Genomic DNA, 19,779 nt, shown 5'->3' on the forward strand with positions numbered 1-19,779 from the left:
ATTCTGTAGCGAAAAATTAAGTGGTGTCAGCGCTGACACCACTTCAATCAAGAGTTGTCTACCCGGAGAACTAATTCTTGAGGAAAGCGTTGAGGTAGGCTATTTGATTGGCCTATGAGCATACGAACCCCGCCTCCTAATGACGCGCAGCTTGACCTCTTCTCAGCGGTCTTCACTGACATCTCTACCCGTGATGCGCAAGACACTATGGAGGTGCCTTTTCTTAGTCTCTCAAAGAAGCCACGCCTTACCCCAATACTCTATAAGTCAGAGGCAGCAGAGATTACCGTCACTGGTGGAGCGCCGTATGGAATAGCCACTATCTGGGATTGGGATCTGATGATGTGGCTTTTATCCCAAGTCAGAGAAGCCTTAGACCGGGGGGATGATGCCTCACGCAAGATTCGTTTTCACCCTCATGCGTTCCTTAAGGCGGCCCGTCGGGGGCTCGGAGGGGTTCAGTATAAGCGCCTTGATGAGGCGATTAAACGGCTAAAGAACACGACAGTGGTGACCTCGATTCGGGCGAAGAAGGGGAAGACGGTCATGTTTAGCTGGCTTGAGTACGGTGAGCTTGAGCGGGATGAGAAGGGGAGGATTCAGTACGCCACCGTGGTGATACCAGAGTGGCTCTTTGATGCGGTCAGTGACAATCGGTTTGTATTGTCGATGCACCGAGATTATTTCCTGCTTACTGGTGGCATTGAGCGGTGGCTCTACCGGTTTGTGCGAAAGCAAGCAGGGAGTAATCGAAGCGGGTGGGGGTGGTATTTTCGGACGCTCTATGAGCGATCGGGGAGCACCCAACGATTTTCTGATTTTGCGATCGCGCTTCGAGGTATTGCTGAGAAAAAACGGCTTTTAGAGTACGAACTGACTATTCAGCAGAAGTCAGGGAAAGAGTTTCTCCATGCCAAGCGGATGATGGGGCAGGGGAAACCGAACGTTGAAGTGATGCCAGAGGAGACGCGATCGCAGTTTCTCCATCTACGCACTACGACCTACGAAAAAGCAAAGCAGGTTGCTTCTGGTTTTGACATCTATGCCCTTGAGGCTGATTGGCGGGAGGCCACAAGAAAGAATGGGGTGACGCTTAAAGATCCCGATAGTGCCTTTCTTGCGTGGTGCCGGAAGGTCAAGCAGCGGCAGGTGGCCTAGGGCCTGTGGATAACTCGAAATCACGCACGTACTATTACCCGCATCTTCTTCGGTCTATTACCCGCAGCAGTTTGTACTATTACCCGCAGGTGGTTTGGTCTATCACCCGCAGAGAGGGTCTTATTCGGTAGCAGTTTTAGGGGGTTAGCGGTCCTAAACTCTCTCTTAAACCTTATTAAACGATCTTCTTAACGGGGCGGCCCTTGTGGATAACTCCGGAGGGAAGTGGCCCTATGAATCAACGGATCTTTTTTGAGTTTTTGAGAAGTAAGAGGGAGATTTAGATTACCGATGGAGGAGGTGATTGCGTGGGAAGAGGGCGGAAGGGCTCATTTCGCCTTAGATTGAATGTTCTTTGGCGGTTAGCACAGAGGGGTAGGGGAAGCCACTTTTTTGCCATAGCGGCCATTCTGGGGCTTCTGATGCGATTCTTAGCAGTTGTGGGGGGAGCGTGTCTCAAGGGGAGTGGCTGGAATTGCTCGGTATTGGTTCGCAATATTTGTACTATTACCCGCACGCGATTTGGTCTATTACCCGCAGGCGGAAAGGGCCTAAACCCTCAAAAATTCTTATGTTTAGCTATTGACTTTGGAGAGAGTAACTCTGGAATCACTCAGGCCACGGTTTTCTATGCTCTCATTTGGTCTATTACCCGCAATTGGTGGGGAGGCATCCTCGCAAGACAGGCAGCGCTATGAGTCTTTTAGGTGGTGCTTTTTGTAGGACTCTAAGACTTCGTGCATAAGCGTCTGCGTGGGGACCTTTAGCTTTTGCGCACGCTGCTCAAACCACTGGTAGAGGTCAGGATCAAACGTCATCGATTTAAGTTCTTTCGCTCTTCGCTTCGGGGTGATGACATCAGCATCTGCCCAGAAGGCTCGATCTGTACGCGGCGCATCGTCGTCGTACTGAATGTCTTCATCAGACATCGCTCTAAGACTCTTCAGTCGCTTTTGAGGTTCTTTCGCCATGATGAAGGGTGTCGATGAAGGTGCATGACTGAAACAACGAGAATCGTTTCATCTTCGAGGATGGTGTAGATGATGCCGTAGGGAAACCTCCTTAGTCGGCAGCGGCGAATCTCATCTTCTAGTACTTTCCACGCTCTTGGATTAGCGAGGATCCGCTGAACGGTTTCATCTACTTCATCAAGAAATTCAACACCAAGTTCAGGTCGGTTTGACTCGTAGAACTGCGATGCCTCCTCAACCTCAAGGAGCGCGGGGGTAAGAAAGCGGTATTTCTTCACTGAGAGAGCTTTTCCCTAAGCTCAGTCAGTGCGATTTCGCCGTCAACCGCGTCGATGTCTCCAGCGTGGAAGGCTTTTAATCGGTCTTTTGATTCTTCCAGCCAGGCGCGATCAATTTCCTCCTGTGCCGCCGGGTCAAGGCTTTCAAGAAGGGCATCAATGAGCTGGGCTCTCTCAAACGGTGAGAGCTTTAGGGCTTCTTCTTTGAGGAGAATGCTATCCATACCGCTATGGTACTCCGTACCTTGATAGTGAAGCTACTCTTTTGACCTTCTCAGAATGCTTGGTCTCTCAGAGGCTGGAAGTCTTATCTGCGGAGATGAGCATTGATTCCTGGCAGTTACGTACTGTTCCTTGGATGGGGTAAGGAGTGTGACGCGAGGAAGTCCTGCCCGTTTTCTACGTCTATTTACCTGGCACAGAAGCTTTCGTTTTTGCGCCACCACCCCAGGGAAGTTGTAGAAGGGGAGGGTCTGAATCCGTCGTTCAACTTCTTCATGGGGACGTAGCTCTTTGCGTCTTATCAGTCGTTTTACACGACGCCAGACTCGGCGAGTCACCTGGATGTGTACTGTCTTCCCGCGAAGGCCTACTGAGTAGGCGCCAAGGTGGAGCGGAGTATCGCGGATGTCGTAGCTCCTCAGTTTCTCGAAAGTCTCGTGGTGACCCTCGGTGACGAGCAGGACGAAGGTGTGGTGCCAGCGAAGGTATTGCGCGATCGCTTGGCCTTGTCTTCTACGTCTTGTCCGCGTTGTTCGGCACGAGGTGATTGAGTAAGTGCGGCGAAGCTTCTCATCGATCGCGAGTAAGTCTTTGCCTTCAGGAATTTCTCGCACCGCGTAGCGGTAGTAGCCGTAGCGAACGTAGTCAAAGGCGATTCGTCGCAGGAAGTCACCAAACGATCGCGGGATAGGGGAGACCATGGGAGAACTCCTATTTGTTTTTCCTCAGAGTCAAAAAGGGACTGGTTGATAGGCTCAACCAGTCGAAAGCCGTTTTTCGATCCATCAGCACCGAGCTTTGACAGGAGCCGCACGCAGAACGCTCATCCTGCGGGCTACGCAGAAAGCGTTGGCGCGAGCTGTCTCCGTGCTCACGTTGCCGCCGGAACCACTCTCCAATAAGCTGCAACGTTCGTTGTCGTTTTAGAGGGTTACTTAAACCCTAAAACTTCGACTGTTATATGAAGAACCGGTTCGCGGCCTCGGATGCTGTCTTTCGTTGGTTGTTAGTGAGCTGTCTTATCGTTTGGTTTCGTCATCGAAACTCCTCCACGCTTACTAGATGTTGTTAGTGTTCAAAGACTGTGCTGATTTACGAATGCCCCGTGTTTCAGAGGCATTCGTAAACCCATGACAATGAAGGGATGACTACGTCATCGGTGTGAATTCCGTCGGAGCTTTCCTTGTCGGTTTGAGATGTACCGGTTACCAGCCGGTACCCGAATATGGATTGGACTGCCCAGCCCGCTCCACACGGCTTCTTCGAGTAGAAGCCCTTGTAGTTGCTCCACGCTCCCAGACCACCGCGTTTTGATCACCTCGTCATTACCCGACAAGGCACCGGCTTACCACGTCCGGCGGCGATGGTCCTTCCCCGATTAGTCGTCACGGTTGGAATTGAAAGTCTTGTCGCTAGGTGATTGCTATCACCAGGAGCTGCAGGCCGAGGGGTATCCCCTTTTCAATTTTCAGATTTCAGAAGGCAGAGAGCAGGAGCTCCTTCTTACTGACTTGCAGTCTTTTCGCACTCAGGCACAACTCTTTCACTCCTTACCAGCAAGCGGTTTCCCGCCGTTCATCGTTGAGCTTTTCGCGTTGGCTGTATTGCAGCCATACCCGAGGATGTCATACCCCGGTCGCCACGGTTACCCGTGTGCGAACTCCCGACGCTGGCAGAGGTTACACGCCATGGATGGCTCTTTAGGCTATGTCCCCTCTGACGGATTTTCACCGTTTCCGTGATGACGGCCAGGTCTCTTACTTTCAAAGAGACTTTTGGTCTGTCTCGGTCGCCCACTCTCTAGTGCGCTTTCGAGGTTACTGCTATGGGATAGAAGTAAGGGATTACTCTTTATCGGCTTATTTTCTAGGAAAATCGGCCAAAATAAAGGATTACGTCTTACAGCCTCCCTCGTGCTGGACAAACGACTCTCATCGTATCCAGCGCTACGGATAACAGCACAATGCGTTCATGGTAATTTGAACGCGCCCCTTAGCCAGGATGGTAAGTCGCTGGTTTACCGGGGTGTGCCGTCACACCAATTACGTAGCGGTCACCTTCGCCATGTTGGACGATTGGGGTGACACAGCCTTATGGAGGGAAGGGTAATCTCAAGCTTTAAGTTGGTTGAAGTAAGAATCTGTGTTGGTTGTTGAAGTTACGGGAATTTCAATCGGTAGGGGAAATTTCTGTGCGTCAGGCAGCCGCGATCGGTGAGGTTGAAAAGGGCGGGAATACCCGTGATGGAAAAAGACAGCTCACAGGTATTCCCTGTGAAACCATTAGTAACTAACCGAGCAAAGCGTAGCAGGGAGAGTTACTGCTGCCAATAAGGAAATTTGTTTCGCTCTAGAAGCTTCGCCACAATTAACTGCTTGTAGATTCTCTAAGAAGCACCACAAAGAGTAGCTATAGAGATTTTTTTGAAGGTGATTTTTTTAGGTAGTTGAGGGAGGATAAAGAGTCTTTTGCATGAGTCTTCTCACCACAAAAAACTATACCCCGGGCGCGTGCAAAAGCAGAGGCGGCACCGGGGCTTACACTAATAAGATACAGCGACAGAATTAGGTGTTCAAGAAATTTTTATACTCACCTGAAATCCTTAGTTCTTTAGAAAAGACCCTGTCGACTCCTCGTCTCTCTACTTATAGAGGTGTTGTCGGTGGCGATGACGGTAAGGCGTTAGCGCTTTATGGTTGGAATACGGCAGTTTCGGCAGCACTTTATGTGCCGCTACAGGGGTTAGAGGTATCGCTTCGAAACACAGTAGCGGAGCAACTTACCGTGTTCAAAGGGGCAAATTGGTTTAATCAATTACCGCTCCGATCCGTAGAACACCAACAGATAGCTGCTGCCCAGGCTGAACTTGCTAATCGAGGTCGTCCTTGTACGGCCTCTCGGCTCATTGCGGAGTTGTCCTTTGGGTTTTGGGTGGCACTGCTAGGAAAGTCGTACACACATTCACTCTGGATTCCCGCACTTAGAAAAGGTTTTGAGGCAAAGCTTGATAGACGACGCCTCTACGAGAAGCTTGACCATCTGCGGCGGCTTCGTAATCGCATTGCCCATCATGAGCCGATATTTCGAAGAGACTTACACGCTGACCATGCGAGTATTCTCACAGTCGTGGGGTGGATATGTTGCGATACGAGACGGTGGCTTGAGCACCAGAGTGAGGTACTCGCTCTCCTTTCTGAGAAGCCTTGTTAGGAGCAGCTACTTGGTAGCCTTTTTGTAGAAGGGAACACCCGCCAGTTCTTCTTTCCGTTTTGCATAATCTACTTGTCGAAAGTGCGCGTCCTTTTTTTCGTGGAAGGTGGCGAGATTGTCGATGCGAAGGAGTTCTTTAAGTGTTGGGATGTCATGAGCAGTGAGCAGATTTATATCAGCCATCTCAAGCGTCCGAAGAATTTCAAGAGAGACTGACTCTTCATCTCCTTCCGTCCAGTCGTCGATAAACGTCTGCCACGTGTCGGTATCAAGGATCTCTTCTGCCCACGCCTTGATGGAGGCGACGTCAATTTCTCCCTTCTCCCACTTGGTGAGTTGCTGATGAATTGTTGTTCTCGATTTACTCTGTTTCATCTTGCCTTATGGAGAACTATTTCTGTTTTATGAGACTGCGTTTGCTATTGGCGGTATGGCTCAACACCGCACTGGTACAACCCGTGTTCTTTGATGAGAGATAGAGCTCGTTCTGAGACTATCAGTAGGTGGTCCTTAGAGATTCCAAAGTCGTCGACTCCCGTCTTTCCCTTAACTTTGAGCCAGGTAAATTCTGAGATATGCCTTCCCGCAGGATAGAACTGGTTGAAGGTTTCAGATTTGGTGACCTTCGCAGGAGCGAACGAACAGCCTGAAAACTTCATTGCTTCGATCGCCTCTCTAAGCTCTCTGGTGACGCAGTAGCATGGAAAAACCTCAATGAGAGCGCTCTCCATCCATGTATTGAACTCAATGTGTAGCGTCTCACTCTCAACTAAAGGAGGGTGTACCGAAGTATCGAGGTCTACATCGTCGGCGAGAGAGCCTGGGCATTCAGGGTCTAGAGAAAAGTACTTCATGGTTGTTACCTTATGGGTGGGTTAAACAGATGCCCAAACAGGTCGTCAATTTGAGCCGCTTGCTGGATAAGGTCCTCCCGTGTGGGAGTTGGGTGACTCTTATAGAACCTCTTCCATATCTTTTGAATTTCACTAAGGTGCAGACTGTTATTAAGCTCCTTTGGAATGCCTCGTAGGTTCTGAAGTGAATGCATCTCTAGCTCGTCGATAAGGCCGGGATAGTTCTTTAGGACATTTCGCTCGATGGCATGATGTACCACTACCTTCCCCTCAAGATGAGGGAAAGCCTTAAAGAAGGTCTTCCGGTGGTCAAGCCTGAAAGCTACGCCAAGAGTTTCGTTGGTAAAGTCCTTGACTCCCTTTAGAGTCCGTCGAAATGAGAGGTGCTCGGCTTTACGGATGGTTTGGCTTGCCGATACCGCAAGGTTTGAAATGCCGTTCCAGATCCGTCCGGCTTTTTTGATGCCGCTTTTGACGAGCCCACCAAGGGAAATAAGTCCAAGGGCTGTATCGACTGACTCGCCTGTCTTGAAGAATTCGGACTCTTTATCAACCCGGTTGATGAGCCCCAGCTTGTCGAGAGCCCAGCCGCCAATCCCTAAGGTGGCAGCATTGATGAGGAGGTATCCTGCTTCATCAGCTTGGTTATTGAATTCATCGAGCCAAGAGGGCTTAGGCTCCTCTGGTCGGGCCGATAGTTGGTAATGCGGACTCGCATCTAGTCCTGTATTGAAGCGTTCAGCGACAGGGGAGGGATGCCTTACTCCGTTCACTCTGACATCGGTCACGTTGTAGTTCCTTCGTTACCCAAGTGCGATCGCGACTTCTGGCACGTTGTCGCTATCGCATGAATCGTGTTGAAGGTTTCAAGAGTTTCCTGATCAGTGAAGGATTTGTCGGCGAAAAGGTTAAGGGTCTGATTTTTCGCGAGTCTTTCTTGCTAGTCAGGGGTAGCAGGGACTGCAATCGCTGCCTTGTCTAAAATCTCGAAGCGAAGAGCAGTGACGGTAGAATTGTTGCGAATTGTCACTGACTGACCAAGATCACTTGTTCAGAGAGGTGGATGCTATATCTGTAAGTAGTACATCCTGGAGATTTTCACATGTCAGCAAAGCAGCCGTCCTCTCAAAGTATTAGATTTGAAAATTCACAAGTTTCCAATCTTCAGTTAGGTGGAGTCGCCGGACGTGACCTCAATGTCACTCAGTATCAGGAAGTTGGTAACGATCATTCCGGTGACGAGGTGACTTCAGAGCAGGTTCTCACTTCTCTAAAGGAGATCGGCGAAATAATTGGCAGCTCTACTCTTTCAGAAGAATTGAAGAGCAAAGCCATTAGAAATATTGAAACGGCGCAAGACGAAGTGAGTTCTCAGAAACCTGACAAGGAATTTGCTGTCAAGAATTTGCAAAAAATGACTCAGGTTTTGCAGAGTGCTGAGGGAACCGTGGAGGCTGGCACTAGTCTATGGGAAAAAGTAGTTCCACTTCTAAAAAACGCATTGCCATGGTTTGGAGTGGCGGCAGCAAGAATCTTTCTTTAGGCTCCGTCATAGATTTTCTGCTGCTTAAAAGCCTAGCCAATACGAACTTTATTCTGTCAGTCCACAATCCCTTGTCTTGAGACTCAGCGGTGAACGCCCGTGGCACATTTACCTGACTTGCCAGAAGATGCTGATGAGAACGTCTCTGTCGATCAAAGTTTTACAGTCGAAAAAAGCGATATTTCTCATTCGATATTACCTGGCCAAGCCGGTAAGGATTTCAATCAAGTTGCTGGCAATAAAGTAGAGAGGGATTTAAATCAATTCATTTACAATCTTGGAACTCTGGAGACTAGTAGTTCTAATTGGCAACAGCTGCGAGTTTCCCTGGAAAAAGCAAGTATTGAAAAAGCGCAGTTCGAAGAAAGTCTGAACCACGCACGCGAGTTGATCCGCAGAGCCAGAGCCAGACTTAACGAACTCTTGGAGATTGTAGACACAAGAAAGGACAAGAAGGAGATCCTTCAATTAGTCCATGAAATACAAGATTTTCTCTCGGAGGAAGAAACTCTCGAAGACATCATCAGGGATGGAGTCTATGATGCAGAAGCAGCTAGCTGGCTGTTCAGTAATCTAGAACGACTGAAGATATCTGCGACGGCAGCTATATTTTCGAGCAAAGTGCTCCCAGCTTTTAGAAGTGAGCAGGAAAGCCAACTTTCACTAGAAGTTCTTCAAGCCCGGTTCATGAAGACTATAGAAACCTATATAGGGTGGATATCCATCCATATAGATGCAGGAACTGACGCTCTAGAGATAGATCGGCCATTAAGGTCACAAATTCATTTGGACTTCGTAAATCAAGCTTATATTGATGCTTTCACATATGTGCTGTGTAATGAAGTAAATCCAAACAAAGTTCAGTTATCATTAGAGGCTGCAAAGAGCATTCACAGCTACTTTAACCAATTTTTGATGTGCAGGAATTTTGAGAGAGACATCTAGGCTAGAGTTAGTTTTGCTGAACTTCCTGGACTTGAGTTTGCTCAGTAAAGAAAGGAATTTTTTCGATCAAGATCTGACGAAACGGATAAATGAGAAAAATCACCAATCCAATAATAAAACACAAGAGCAATCTTCTCCAGTTGAGAATTATCAAGATCCTTGAGAGGAAGTTTCTCTTCCAGCACTTACAGTGAATTCGCTTTACAGTCCACACTGTATCGCAAGGAACCCTTCGGATTAACATTCCAGTTAACAGTGGCACTTCAAAACATGCTGTTGACGAGTTTTTGCCTCCTTGATCAATTCTTGACTCAAGGTTTTTTACGAAATTTTTTAATCTCTTACTCCGTGTAGGCTGTGTATATCCTTGTGGGATTGGGTTGTCCCATTTGTCTCGATCCATACTCTTAAGGTCAGTCAATAAGGGTGTATGACTGTTTTTTCGGATATTGAACGAAACATCCGGAAATTTAACGATTGGATTAACAAAAATAGGGTATTGAAAATGGACTGAGTTCTGCCTCAGTCCACTAAGTTAGTCTGCAGGTGCTCGGACTAGAAACGCTTGCTCCTCCTGGTTATTCTTCTCACCCGTTCTTGGCGAGTGGGCTGAGTGTAGCCTGGCGGGATTGGATTTTCGTCTCTAGGTCGAATCACGCTACGTAACCATCGAAAAAAACCGGCAATTCGTCTCATTGATTCCTCTTTCCAGCTTGGTTTATAGGTCAGAGGTAGACACCCTGCCAGGTCAAGATATCAGTTCACGTGTACTATACAACTTCAAAGAGTCTCTTGGTTGTTTTTCTGAAATCGTTACATCTTCATCAAGCTGCCTGGCGGTCGAATGAATTGTCTCGATAGCGCATCTGCTATGGAATCTGCGCAAATAGCACTTTTGTTCTGACGTGTAGATTGCTCTAGATCACGTCACATTTTTATGGCGGTGCCCCCGCAACGCGGGGTCGGGCTCTTTTAAGGGCGTCGCTCCGCTTTGGTCCCACCAAGAGCGGGACGCCTTACGGCCCCTTACGGATCCGCGAGAATGACTTCAGGCTTGTGAGCCCTTCGGCTGCTTGCCACTGGCCTATTTTTCTTAAGGGGGCCATGCCCCCATCGGAGTCAAGGGACTCCACCATGAAATTTGGCTCCCCCCACTGCTACGCAGCGGGTACCCCCCAAATTTCATGGCGGAGCCTCCCCTGTGACACCGATTCCCCCGCCAACGCTCCCCTTGGGAGCGCTCGCCAGGAAAGCGAGCGCTCCGCATTCCAGTTTTTTTAACTGGAGGCAAAAAACGAAAGTCGCCTTCGCGCTCACCGGATTAAGGGCGGCTTCCTACAAGGGAAAATGAGCGATGACAAATCTAGCGACCCAATTAAACGGGCAAGGAGACGAAGTTCCTGCAATCTATGTGGCGGATTTAGCGGACTACAACGGGGGGATTTTGCGCGGCAAGTGGATCGAGATTGACGAAGACACCACTGTTGAAGAACTCGAAGAGGAGATCGCCGAAATGCTCGCGGTGAAGGGGCATGAGGAATACGCGATTCATGACTACAGCAATTTCCCTGGAACCGGTGAGCTTGGAGAGTATCCGAACCTAGGCACGGTAATTGAGGTGGCAGAGGCCGTTCATGAGCACGGGTATTCCTTGGTATCAGCGTTTCTTAGCTACTTCATGATCGATGAGTTGCCACGCCTTGAGGAGCGATTCCTAGGGATTCACGACAGCGTTGAAGATTACGCTCGGGAATATATTGACGACGGGGTTGATCTTGGGCCGTCGGTGGGGCTTCTCGCAAGCTACTTCGACTATGCCGCGTATGGACGAGATTTAGAGATTAACGGCGATATTGTGGCCCTCGACCTACTGAACAGTGGCGGTCAAGTCGCTATCTTTCGCCCTGACTAATTCACCGAAATTTTGACGCCTCAGACCGAGGCAATTTCAGACATAAAAAAGGCCGCCCCCCACGCTACCAACGACAAGGGGCGGCCCTTCCTACAAGGAATACGATGAGCAATACCGCAGAAAAGAAACTTGTTCAACAACTACCACTTCAATTCAGGAATGGAGCAGGGGAGACGCCGCAGGAACCGGTCACCCTGTTTCGGATACGAGAGACAGTGGTGAGGTATCGGACGCTGGCGAAGGTAAAAGAGCCGATCAAGACTGCCGAGGATATCGCCGCCCTGTTTCGCAAGCTTGCCCCAAATAACGTCCAAGAGCATGTGTGCTTATTCTGCCTTGATGGCAGTCACGCCGTCGTGAACTGCTCACGGGTATTTACCGGCACTGCGAATACCGCCACGTTACACCCACGCGAGATCTTCCAAATCGCGCATATCACTGGTGCGGTAGCCATCATCATTGCTCACAACCACCCTTCCGGAAATCTTATTGAGAGTTCCCAGGACAGAGCAATCACGAGGCGACTCAAAGAAGCTGGCGAGATTATGGGGATCCCGTTGCTTGATCACGTGATTGTGAGTGACCACAGCTTTCAGTCTGCTGCTGCGAAAGGGTGGCTGTAAAGCTTTAGGAATTGCGATCGCACTTTCTAGGTTGCCTATTGAGGTGAGCCTAGGTGGTGCGATCGCGTTCATTTTGCTTTGAAAATGAAGCGTCCTAATCCTGTTTAGGCGGGGCGGGTACGACTATGAGCTCTCCTCTGCCAATCTTTTCAAGCAGTCCGCCAATCCACGGTTTACTGCCCCATAGGCAGCCATATTGCGCGGCGATGCGCTCAATTTCAGCTTTTACCTCGTTATCAAGCCGTAAGTTGTAGGGCTTACTTCCGGGCTTTTTAGGCTTCTTCCCTCGACCTTTTTCGAGGTTTTTTAGTGATGGGTTAGAGTTTCCCATGCCGTACTTTGCTCTCTAATAGTAAAGAGCTTCGGGGATTTTATATCCAAAAACACTTTACTTTACCAGCTAAAAATTTCAATCTATCTCTACATTAAAGAACCCCCTGACTGACAATGAGGTCAGCCAGGGGGCAAAAAACCAGACCGCTTCGGTACCGACTGGAAATCAATAACCGAAACGGCTTTTTGGCAGAGTAATTATGACAACTGAATATGAAAAACCAACCCTAAAAGAGGAAGACTTAGGCCATTTTCGCGGTACTTCGCAGTATTACCGCTATCCGGTGCCCTGGGTGCCGTTTCTCTACACTGACGGCGTTCAGTACGTCGTGAGTAAGGGGGATGCTTATTGGATTCTTGACCTCATCGGGTCGTGGCAGGGTGAAAAGGAGGTGAAAGGGGATTCGATGCTCCAGCAGATTCAGTTCTGGACACTTACGGTAAATGAGGATAGGACGGCTGAGATGAAATGTGAGCGCGATTCAGGCGATGTTGCCGTGGTGCAAAAGATTAAGCTCACCGATTTTCCGCTTCCAAGGATTCGGTTTTATCTATGCCATATGTTTTGCTACTGGGAGTTTTCAGGGGAAGGGCCTCGCAGGAATGAAAATTACGGGGTGCTGACTCTCCCGAGTGAGAGATAAGCGAACGCGCTTAGGTAGTTTCGGAGGTCACCAGATCGCTGGTGGCCTCCTTGTAGATGGCGATTATCAGATTTGCGATCGCGTCCTCCCTTATCTTCTCTCCTTTAGTTGTGTTCTAACAGCGTTTCTCTGACTGCATCTTTCAAGATGATCCACCAGCTCATCTATATATATGAGCTTTTTTGCCATCTATTTATCCAGTGCTCCCCCCTGGTTACTCAGTTGGGTACCCACTGGTACTTCCCAGTGCACCACTGGACATTTACCCACCTTTACTCAATTTACGGGCTGGGTCGGGACCCAGCGAAGAGGACTACACCTAGGCACTAAAGTGCAAAGTGGTACTTAACTTAGCGGCTGGGGTTTACGTCACCTTGCTTCATCTGTTGGATGGGTTGGATTTATTACTTCAGGAAAGGCCTCAAAAAATGAGGGGAACTCTGCGAGAAATTCTTGAGACGACTCACTTCTGAGGAACGCATGTAGGGTTTGCGCCTTCTCCCATTCATCATGAAGACCTTCAAAGTAGGTGTGGACAAGGCCACCAGGGGTATTTTGACAGAGTAGCTGTGGAAGTTCTTTCGATATCTTTTGATTCACCGAAGGGATGAGATAGCTTTTCTCGTTCGGGTTGCGTGGATCAACTATGTAGGCTCTCATCCGTAGCGCATTGGTGGTGATGCGGACTTGAAACTGCTCTGGAACAAACTGTCGCTCACCCTCTTGATGAAGGTACTTCATTAGCTGCAAGAGGCTGTAGATGGTGTCCTCGGTCTTCCGTTTCGCTTTTCTGATGTTGGTCCCTAGCTCCTGGGCGAGAAGTTCAAGACGTTCATCGGCTGTCGTGTCTAATACCAGGAACCTAAGGCTGACTCCATTGCAGAGGGCTTCGAAGAACTTCGTTTTTGGTGCGTCTAGGGACTCATCCAGTGTGTTGCCAAAGAACCAGACTTCATTTTCGGCACTACCAAGAACTCGAAACACCGTCTGATGCGAAGATTGTGGCACCATAAATGCGTCAGTAAATCCGTGATCCTGCACAGCTAGAGGATGTCTTGTATTTCTCGGCTTATCCTGATCAGGTAACTTTGAAACCCATTCAACGTAGGTGCAGTTGAGAAATAGTCGGCAAATTAGTTCCATTGTGGGTACCTCAACGCACAATGAACTCGAATCTAGAAACTTCTTGAGGCCGTCGTTGGAGTTGGGAAGTGTAGATGGATCAAAGCCTGAAATATTTTCAGCTTTTTTCTTGAGTGCAGCCATCTTGATTTGGTAACCACCTCGAACAGATACGTCTGGGTGACATATAATTGGATCCGCTGTGAACGCATTTCGTAGCTGGAGATAGGCGTTGCGGGTTAGATAGAATCGCGCTTTCGACTTACGCCGATTAGTGGGCGTCACATCACTTTTGTTATTTTTCTTTACTTTCCTTTCGGGCATTTCCAAGTTGGGTCTAAGTTGACCCTTGTGTTTTCTAGGCTAACTGCCTCGGAACCTAGATTTTGTAGGGAATTCAAGAACTCTTCAAAAATTATTTACTCAATGTAAAAGCATTGTATAGAGAGTGTATGCAAGTTGGCGGTCCGCGTGGTCTGAGCAGTTCTACCTACTAGAAATTACGTAGAAAGATCGGTTATGGTTCGTTCTTAAGCGGAGTAAGTCATCCCCGACAGCGGGAGGGTGACGCTCCGAGAAGAGGTCTTGCTAACAGCGAGGCAAGTAGTTGTTTCTGTCGGTCCACTTGATTCACTGCGTAGTAAGAAAGGAGGGTTACTGCTATGACTATTCGCAATCAGTCTAGTTATCAGCCGATGCCTTCCGTCGTGTGGGAGAGTGTATGTTGGTGTTCTGCTTTAGAGACTAAGCAGCACGCCATGGGGGCTGCGCAGCGATGGGCTGGAGACAATCTAACTTGAAATGAGAGAGGGGGCCACGTGTGTGCCCCCTCTCTGCGTTAGTAGGGCTTTGGTAGATAGGAAACACGCGGTGACCCTCTATTCAAAGGGTTGCCCATTGAAACACTTGAAGCTGAGCAGGGCTTGATTCGTAAAGCCTTATTGATGCTCAGCACCTGTCCACTTATCTCCAGGTCGCATCATGAAAATACCTAAAAGCGAGGGACCGCCCAGGCGCGGTTCACGGAGTCGTTTATCTCAATTCCCGAGGAAAGGCACTAATACCGCCGTCAAAACCTCCATCCGTATCCTCAGAAGAGCTTGGCGTTTATGCCAATTCTCACTGTTGGTTGCATTCGGCATTGGATGCTTTCGGGCAGGATTTGAAGCGCACAGCAATGATTTCACCCGCCCCGTATTCGAACTCGTCTTTGGAATCGAAGACAGCCCCAAGTCAACCATCTTGAGGCTGCTCTTTAGCGACCGCGAGGGGGAATCTGACGAAGACAAAGAATCACCGAAGAAGGGAGGGCGATGACATGAAACTGCCACCAAAGAAGGTTCCGAATCCCTTTGCAATTGAGAAAGTCGGACCGGTTTACCCATATTTAGACCCTGGTAAATACGATATCTCGGAGGTACGTCAGGCACGCTGTGGAGCACAACGGTTCTACAACGTCACAGAGCATTGGACGAAGCAGACATACTCGATTTTGGCCTATGACTGTAAGGAGATGTGTGCTGAAGAGCGTGAGCAGCTTAGACGGCAGATTGAGGCGCTCAAGCGTCTCTCACATCTCAATCTTCCCAAACTCATCGCAGTTCAGGAGCACCGGGGTAACTTTTACCTGGTGATGGAGCGCATCCTCGGGGAGCCCTTGTCAGCAGTGCAGCAGGCTCGCAGGATTCAAGTGGAGGAAGCCGTGCAAATTATCAAGGAAGCAGCGAAAGCGGTTAGCTACATGCACCTTGAAGGCAATCTCGGTCATGGCAACCTAAATCCTTGCAATATTTTTCTTATCCACAAAGGAGGAAGACTGCGCGTTAAGGTGGTGGGTCTTGATCACAGTCGTCTTGACGCTACTGCAGTCAAGTTCGCTTCGTCAGTGACGGGGAAACTTGGCTTTCTACCTAAGAGGCAGATTTGCGAACCTGACTTTCAATTTGCCTCAGATATTTTTGGGCTTGGGGTAACCGCGCTCAGCATGTTGGGCCAGATTCCACCTGATGATATCTACACGCACATTGATCTTGGTTCGGGAAAGGTTCGTTTCCCGAAATCGCTGAATTCCCATTGGGAGATTCGACGATGGATCAGGAAAACCGTTTCCCTAAGCCAACCCTATTCCTCAGTAGGCGATGCCATTAAAGGGCTTGAGAGAAATAGAGACCTCAAGGTGAACATCTGGAAGTACCGATTCATCTACGGGACAGTCATTTTTGCTATGGCGGGGGGGATGTTTTGGTGGGCGAAGTCTCACCAAGCGAGTTGGATTGCAGAGCTTGAAGAGAAAAACGAAGCTTTGGCGGCCCATGCTGAGGCTGTCTATGAAGCTGCACTTGAGCGGAAGAAGGAGCAAGAAGAGCAGGCTCGCATTAATGCCGATTATCAAAAGTTGATTCGGACCGGAAGTTGTGTTGGCTGCGATTTTGCTGGCCTTGACTTAAGAGGATTGGACTTCTCTGGGTATAACCTGCGAGGGGCTGACCTAAGTGGCTCATGGCTTACCGGTACCAGTTTTGAAGGGGCTGACCTCACCGGGGCAAACCTGAGCGAGGCGAGATTGGATAATGCCAATCTCAGACGCGCCAATTTGACTGATGCCGACCTTTCATCTGCAGACCTCAGAGGGGCGAGTGCGGTGCAAGCGTGCTTTGTGTCTGCGGATCTATCGGGCACGGACTTCCGCGCGGCGGATCTGGAGAATGCCTCGTTTGAGCGAGCCAATCCTGGGGATGCAAAGTTTGGCTGGAGCTCGGTTCGTAGGGGTGCAATCGATGCCACTGGTGAAGTGTGGTACGGCAAACATACAGCCCCTCCAGCATGTGACTAGGTAAGCACTTTTTGAACGTTCAATGCTTTTAGACCCGGAGCATCATCCTCCGGGTCCTATTCCACATATCGAATTTGTCGAGTTTGGTCTATCGATGATGGTCGAATCAATCGATCACTACGCATCTAACACAGGAAGTGGGAGCGCGGCGAAGACTCTTACGCTTTCGCTCAAACTGCTCTCGCCATATGCCGATCGCCTTCAGCAGGCAGCAGAGTTGGCTGATATTTCAAATACCAAAATGGCGCAGAGGCTAGTGGTGCATGGGCTAGAGCATCCTGACCAAGAAGCGCTCCTGCAAAATATTGATTCTCTGACAGCAGAAATTATTGATTTGCGCCATGAGTATCAAAAACTCCAGGTTGAAATAGAAGGGCTAAGAGTCGCCACCTATCTCACGACCGAGTTGCTGCTCGTGTTAATTGGTGATCTAAGCCCAGAAGAAGCCCACCAGGTCATGCAAGAAGTGCTTGCTGAAGGGGATGGGGAGTGATGATTGAAGCCTGGTTTCTATTTGGTTCTGGAAATAATCCTTTCATCGCGTTCTTTCTGGTCGGCATCGCCAGTATGAGAGTCATCGGGGATGGGAGTGGATACATGGCGTATCTGACGAACGCTCCGGAGCATTACTACACCTTGGGAGCTGAAGAAGGTGAGGATGCGATCCTAGATGCGAGGAAAGTTGGCACCTGGCTGGGTCTAGGGGCAAAGCGGCTTGGCATCGAGCGCCAAGCGATCGTCAGAGGAGACGTCACTGCTGAAGCGCTTTTTCACGGCGCTCATCCAGTAACTGGCGAGCTATTACGAAAAGGGGCACACACCACCGTTGAGTATCGCGATCCTCGCACGGGGGAGATGAAGATACGAAAATCGCGGGCAGGCTTCGATATTGTCCTTTCAGGTGACAAAAGCATCGATGTGTTGTTTGCGCTGGGGCCGACCTCGGTAAGGCGCAAAATTATCATTGCCTATGACCGAGCGACAGACGAGATCGTCAAATATCTCAACCGGGAGATTGGCTACACCCGAACTGGTGCTGGCGGCAAGGGGCCAACGGAGAAGATGGACCTGATCTATGGCAAGTTCCTCCATTTCACCAACAGGCTGTCTGAGCCCAAGGTTCACGTCCATCTATTTACCTTTAATACGGGACTACGAGAGGACGGTAGTGGTGGCACGCTCGATTCTGAACGAGTTCTCAAGGGCAACTTCAAATTTGAGATTGGGCAGCGGTTTCGTAACGCCTTAGCACGCCATTTTTGTCAGGAGTTTAGAGAGTACGGCCTTACCCTGGACCCATACCAAATTAAGAATGGCACAGGCTACCGGGTAAGAGGGGTGCCTCAAGCGCTGTGTGATGACTTTAGTACGCGCCACTTTGATATTCAAAAACGGATTGAGGGAAAAGACTTAACCTCAGGTCGGCGACACGCCGAAGTCCTTAAATCACGCCCCGAGAAGCCAAAATTCATCAATCTACGTGACCTGCACCAGGAGTGGGCCAAAGTTGGCCAGAAGCATGAGTTTGATGCCAAGGCATTTTTCGAGGAATCACGTAAACAGCACCAAACGCGAATTAACTACGAAGTGCTGGTTTCAATCATTCAGGACCAGGCATCGGGTGATACGGTATGGGGCGCTACGTTTGCTGCATTGGAAGCGGAAACCCTACCTGAGGTCAACGCAGCTCGGGAAGTCCGAAAGTTAGTTCGTATTGGTGACAATCCCTTCAAGCACGAGGAGCCTGATTCCAAGAAAGTCAGGAGAGACTATTTCGCTGGGAGAGCGGATTCTGGCGCGGTCGAGACAGCACGCGAGCTGAAGGTGAAGCAGTGGTGGCGACAAGGTTGGCAGCGACGATCGCCAGAGGAGCACATTGCAGCATTAAGCGACCAGCTCGCCTCTGCGATCGAGCAATCGAAAAAGCGAAACCAGTGGTTTAAGGTCAAATTCGTTGGCCTCTACCTGACTGGGGCAATCAGCTTTAAGACCTACAGCAAGTACATGCACGGAAAGGGGTTGCCGAGAACGCTCTTGGGGATTGAGTGGCAGTACTGGACTGGCGGGATCAAGCAGAGCCAACGGATCGTGCTTCGGGTTGCGCACGGCTATGAGGCCCCAACGTTTGGGGTTCCAAAGTCACGTCTTGCCATTAATTTCGCGAGAGCGATCAACCAAATTACTGAGACGCAACGGCTGTTGCTGCTGAAGAAGGTTGAACAGCGTAAACAGCATCAACGCAAGCAGAGTATTGCGCGGATACGGAAGCGTCTTGAGCGGGGTCGGTTCTTTACGAGGGAACAGGGTCATGAAAGGTAGAAAGAATCGCAGTCTGCCGGTTGGAGTGCAGGCTGTCTTAACAGTGATGCATTGGTTGTGGAGGGCTTTTCAGATCCTCGATGCAGTGGTGGTTCGCCTGTTGCGGGGGGTAATCAGGACTGTCTACTTACCGTTAGCGATCGCCGTGTGTTCGGTGGGAGCCTATTTGTTTGCCGATAGGCTTGCCCCATACCTGGTGGATCTTACGATCGGCAGTTTTCTTGAAGGGGTCAGTCTCAGCGTTTGGGAGCGAGTTTGCCGCTGGTCACTGGCGATTACCTTCGCTGGGGTGGGGTGGATTGGCTACAAGCGACATCAAGAACTCTCAAAGCTTCGATCGCAGCACGAATTTACCTTTGGCCGATATCGAGAACTCTTTGCCACGCCAGGCAGCCGCATCACCGATTTTCTGTGGGCCTACTTGGTGGCCACCTTACAGGTGAATGTCCCAGTGGGCCTAATGATCTTCATCATCTTTGTCGCGCCGTTTCTGATTACTGAGAACTGGCTATTTCGTTTCTTCCTGGTCTTTTTTCTGATGAGCGGTATGGGGACTTTTCTCAACGCAGGAGCAGCGGTGTTGATGGAGACGTTTCGGCCACGGCGATTGGAAGCAGAGGTACAGGGTGCAGGCCAAATAAAAGATGAGCTTGAAAAGCAGTATCAGCAGTATCTCGCTGAGAAGGAGACGCGCGAAAGAGCTAATGATTCGGAGCTTAGAAACAATGATTGGTAGATTCCGACCGACACCGGGAGAGGCGGCGAGGCGATCGCTGCATCAAAGGCGTGAGATATCAGAAAGCGATCACAGG

At 49.6% G+C, this 19,779-nt stretch carries 19 protein-coding genes; 11 read left to right on the top strand and 8 right to left on the bottom strand.

Annotated features, from left to right (window positions below):
- Positions 1-114 precede the first annotated feature (114 nt).
- Positions 115-1,158, top strand: a complete 1,044-nt coding sequence (locus DYY88_RS14460; protein ID WP_052288410.1) for a replication initiator protein A — start codon at positions 115-117, stop codon at positions 1,156-1,158.
- A 692-nt stretch (positions 1,159-1,850) separates the two neighbouring features.
- On the opposite strand, the gene DYY88_RS14465 is transcribed toward DYY88_RS14460, so the two are convergent.
- Genes DYY88_RS14465 through DYY88_RS14475 form a run of 3 tightly spaced genes read right to left on the bottom strand, consistent with a single transcriptional unit; the run spans position 1,851 to position 2,631 of the window.
- Positions 1,851-2,087 carry a hypothetical protein gene (locus DYY88_RS14465; protein ID WP_039726854.1) on the bottom strand — a complete coding sequence of 79 codons (237 nt, stop codon included), beginning with the start codon at positions 2,085-2,087 and terminating at the stop codon, positions 1,851-1,853.
- 14 nt (positions 2,088-2,101) lie between these two features.
- Positions 2,102-2,407, bottom strand: coding sequence for a type II toxin-antitoxin system RelE/ParE family toxin (locus DYY88_RS14470; protein WP_039726855.1), 306 nt, complete (start codon positions 2,405-2,407; stop codon positions 2,102-2,104).
- Positions 2,404-2,631, bottom strand: coding sequence for an addiction module protein (locus DYY88_RS14475; RefSeq protein ID WP_039726856.1), 228 nt, complete (start codon positions 2,629-2,631; stop codon positions 2,404-2,406). Before DYY88_RS14475 ends, DYY88_RS14470 begins: the two co-directional genes overlap by 4 nt.
- 384 nt (positions 2,632-3,015) lie before the next feature.
- Here DYY88_RS14475 and DYY88_RS24215 point away from each other — a divergent pair, with 384 nt between their 5' ends.
- Positions 3,016-3,180: a hypothetical protein gene (locus tag DYY88_RS24215; RefSeq protein ID WP_163685940.1), complete on the top strand. Its 165-nt coding sequence runs from the start codon at positions 3,016-3,018 to the stop codon at positions 3,178-3,180.
- Between the two features lie 2,665 nt (positions 3,181-5,845).
- Here the strand turns inward: DYY88_RS24215 and DYY88_RS14480 are convergent.
- From DYY88_RS14480 to DYY88_RS14490, 3 genes are read right to left on the bottom strand one after another with little or no spacing between them, the layout of a single operon-like run.
- Entirely contained in the window at positions 5,846-6,214 is a 369-nt protein-coding gene (locus DYY88_RS14480; RefSeq protein WP_039726857.1) for a hypothetical protein, read from the bottom strand.
- A 44-nt stretch (positions 6,215-6,258) separates the two neighbouring features.
- Positions 6,259-6,693, bottom strand: coding sequence for a hypothetical protein (locus tag DYY88_RS14485; RefSeq protein ID WP_039726858.1), 435 nt, complete (start codon positions 6,691-6,693; stop codon positions 6,259-6,261).
- A 5-nt stretch (positions 6,694-6,698) separates the two neighbouring features.
- Positions 6,699-7,481, bottom strand: coding sequence for a hypothetical protein (locus DYY88_RS14490; protein ID WP_039726860.1), 783 nt, complete (start codon positions 7,479-7,481; stop codon positions 6,699-6,701).
- A 314-nt stretch (positions 7,482-7,795) separates the two neighbouring features.
- Here DYY88_RS14490 and DYY88_RS14495 point away from each other — a divergent pair, with 314 nt between their 5' ends.
- The 4 genes from DYY88_RS14495 to DYY88_RS14510 all read left to right on the top strand — a co-directional run bounded on the left by DYY88_RS14495 (position 7,796) and on the right by DYY88_RS14510 (position 11,716).
- The gene (locus tag DYY88_RS14495) at positions 7,796-8,236 is read left to right on the top strand and encodes a hypothetical protein (RefSeq protein WP_039726861.1); all 441 of its coding nucleotides are present in this window, start codon (positions 7,796-7,798) and stop codon (positions 8,234-8,236) included.
- A gap of 99 nt (positions 8,237-8,335) precedes the next feature.
- Positions 8,336-9,181 (top strand): hypothetical protein, encoded by an 846-nt coding sequence (locus DYY88_RS14500; RefSeq protein WP_044151209.1) that lies wholly within the window; start codon positions 8,336-8,338, stop codon positions 9,179-9,181.
- A gap of 1,354 nt (positions 9,182-10,535) precedes the next feature.
- Positions 10,536-11,093: an antirestriction protein ArdA gene (locus tag DYY88_RS14505; RefSeq protein WP_044151210.1), complete on the top strand. Its 558-nt coding sequence runs from the start codon at positions 10,536-10,538 to the stop codon at positions 11,091-11,093.
- A 104-nt stretch (positions 11,094-11,197) separates the two neighbouring features.
- Positions 11,198-11,716, top strand: a complete 519-nt coding sequence (locus tag DYY88_RS14510; protein ID WP_052456688.1) for a JAB domain-containing protein — start codon at positions 11,198-11,200, stop codon at positions 11,714-11,716.
- Positions 11,717-11,810: 94 nt separating this feature from the next.
- Here the strand turns inward: DYY88_RS14510 and DYY88_RS14515 are convergent, their stop codons facing one another.
- Positions 11,811-12,047 carry a hypothetical protein gene (locus DYY88_RS14515; RefSeq protein ID WP_052288414.1) on the bottom strand — a complete coding sequence of 79 codons (237 nt, stop codon included), beginning with the start codon at positions 12,045-12,047 and terminating at the stop codon, positions 11,811-11,813.
- A 202-nt stretch (positions 12,048-12,249) separates the two neighbouring features.
- Between DYY88_RS14515 and DYY88_RS14520 the strand changes: the two genes are divergently transcribed.
- A complete protein-coding gene (locus DYY88_RS14520) occupies positions 12,250-12,693 on the top strand; it encodes a DUF6876 family protein (protein WP_052288415.1) in 444 nt (147 codons plus the stop codon).
- A 369-nt stretch (positions 12,694-13,062) separates the two neighbouring features.
- Here DYY88_RS14520 and DYY88_RS14525 read toward each other — a convergent pair whose 3' ends face one another.
- On the bottom strand, positions 13,063-13,959 hold the full coding sequence (locus tag DYY88_RS14525) for a hypothetical protein (RefSeq protein ID WP_130199460.1): 897 nt from the start codon (positions 13,957-13,959) through the stop codon (positions 13,063-13,065).
- A 1,174-nt stretch (positions 13,960-15,133) separates the two neighbouring features.
- Here DYY88_RS14525 and DYY88_RS14530 point away from each other — a divergent pair.
- The 4 genes from DYY88_RS14530 to DYY88_RS14545 are packed head-to-tail and all read left to right on the top strand — an operon-like array spanning position 15,134 to position 19,703.
- A complete protein-coding gene (locus tag DYY88_RS14530; RefSeq protein WP_052288416.1) occupies positions 15,134-16,648 on the top strand; it encodes a pentapeptide repeat-containing protein in 1,515 nt (504 codons plus the stop codon).
- Positions 16,649-16,670: 22 nt separating this feature from the next.
- Positions 16,671-17,141 (top strand): hypothetical protein, encoded by a 471-nt coding sequence (locus DYY88_RS14535; protein WP_039726866.1) that lies wholly within the window; start codon positions 16,671-16,673, stop codon positions 17,139-17,141.
- Positions 17,141-18,967 carry a MobF family relaxase gene (gene mobF, locus DYY88_RS14540; protein ID WP_039726867.1) on the top strand — a complete coding sequence of 609 codons (1,827 nt, stop codon included), beginning with the start codon at positions 17,141-17,143 and terminating at the stop codon, positions 18,965-18,967. The genes DYY88_RS14535 and mobF overlap by 1 nt, the downstream gene beginning before the upstream one ends.
- Entirely contained in the window at positions 18,957-19,703 is a 747-nt protein-coding gene (locus DYY88_RS14545) for a hypothetical protein (RefSeq protein ID WP_039726868.1), read from the top strand. The genes mobF and DYY88_RS14545 overlap by 11 nt, the downstream gene beginning before the upstream one ends.
- The last annotated feature ends 76 nt before the right edge of the window (positions 19,704-19,779 follow it).

The organism is Leptolyngbya iicbica LK, from assembly GCF_004212215.1.
Lineage (GTDB): Bacteria > Cyanobacteriota > Cyanobacteriia > Phormidesmidales > Phormidesmidaceae > Halomicronema > Halomicronema iicbica.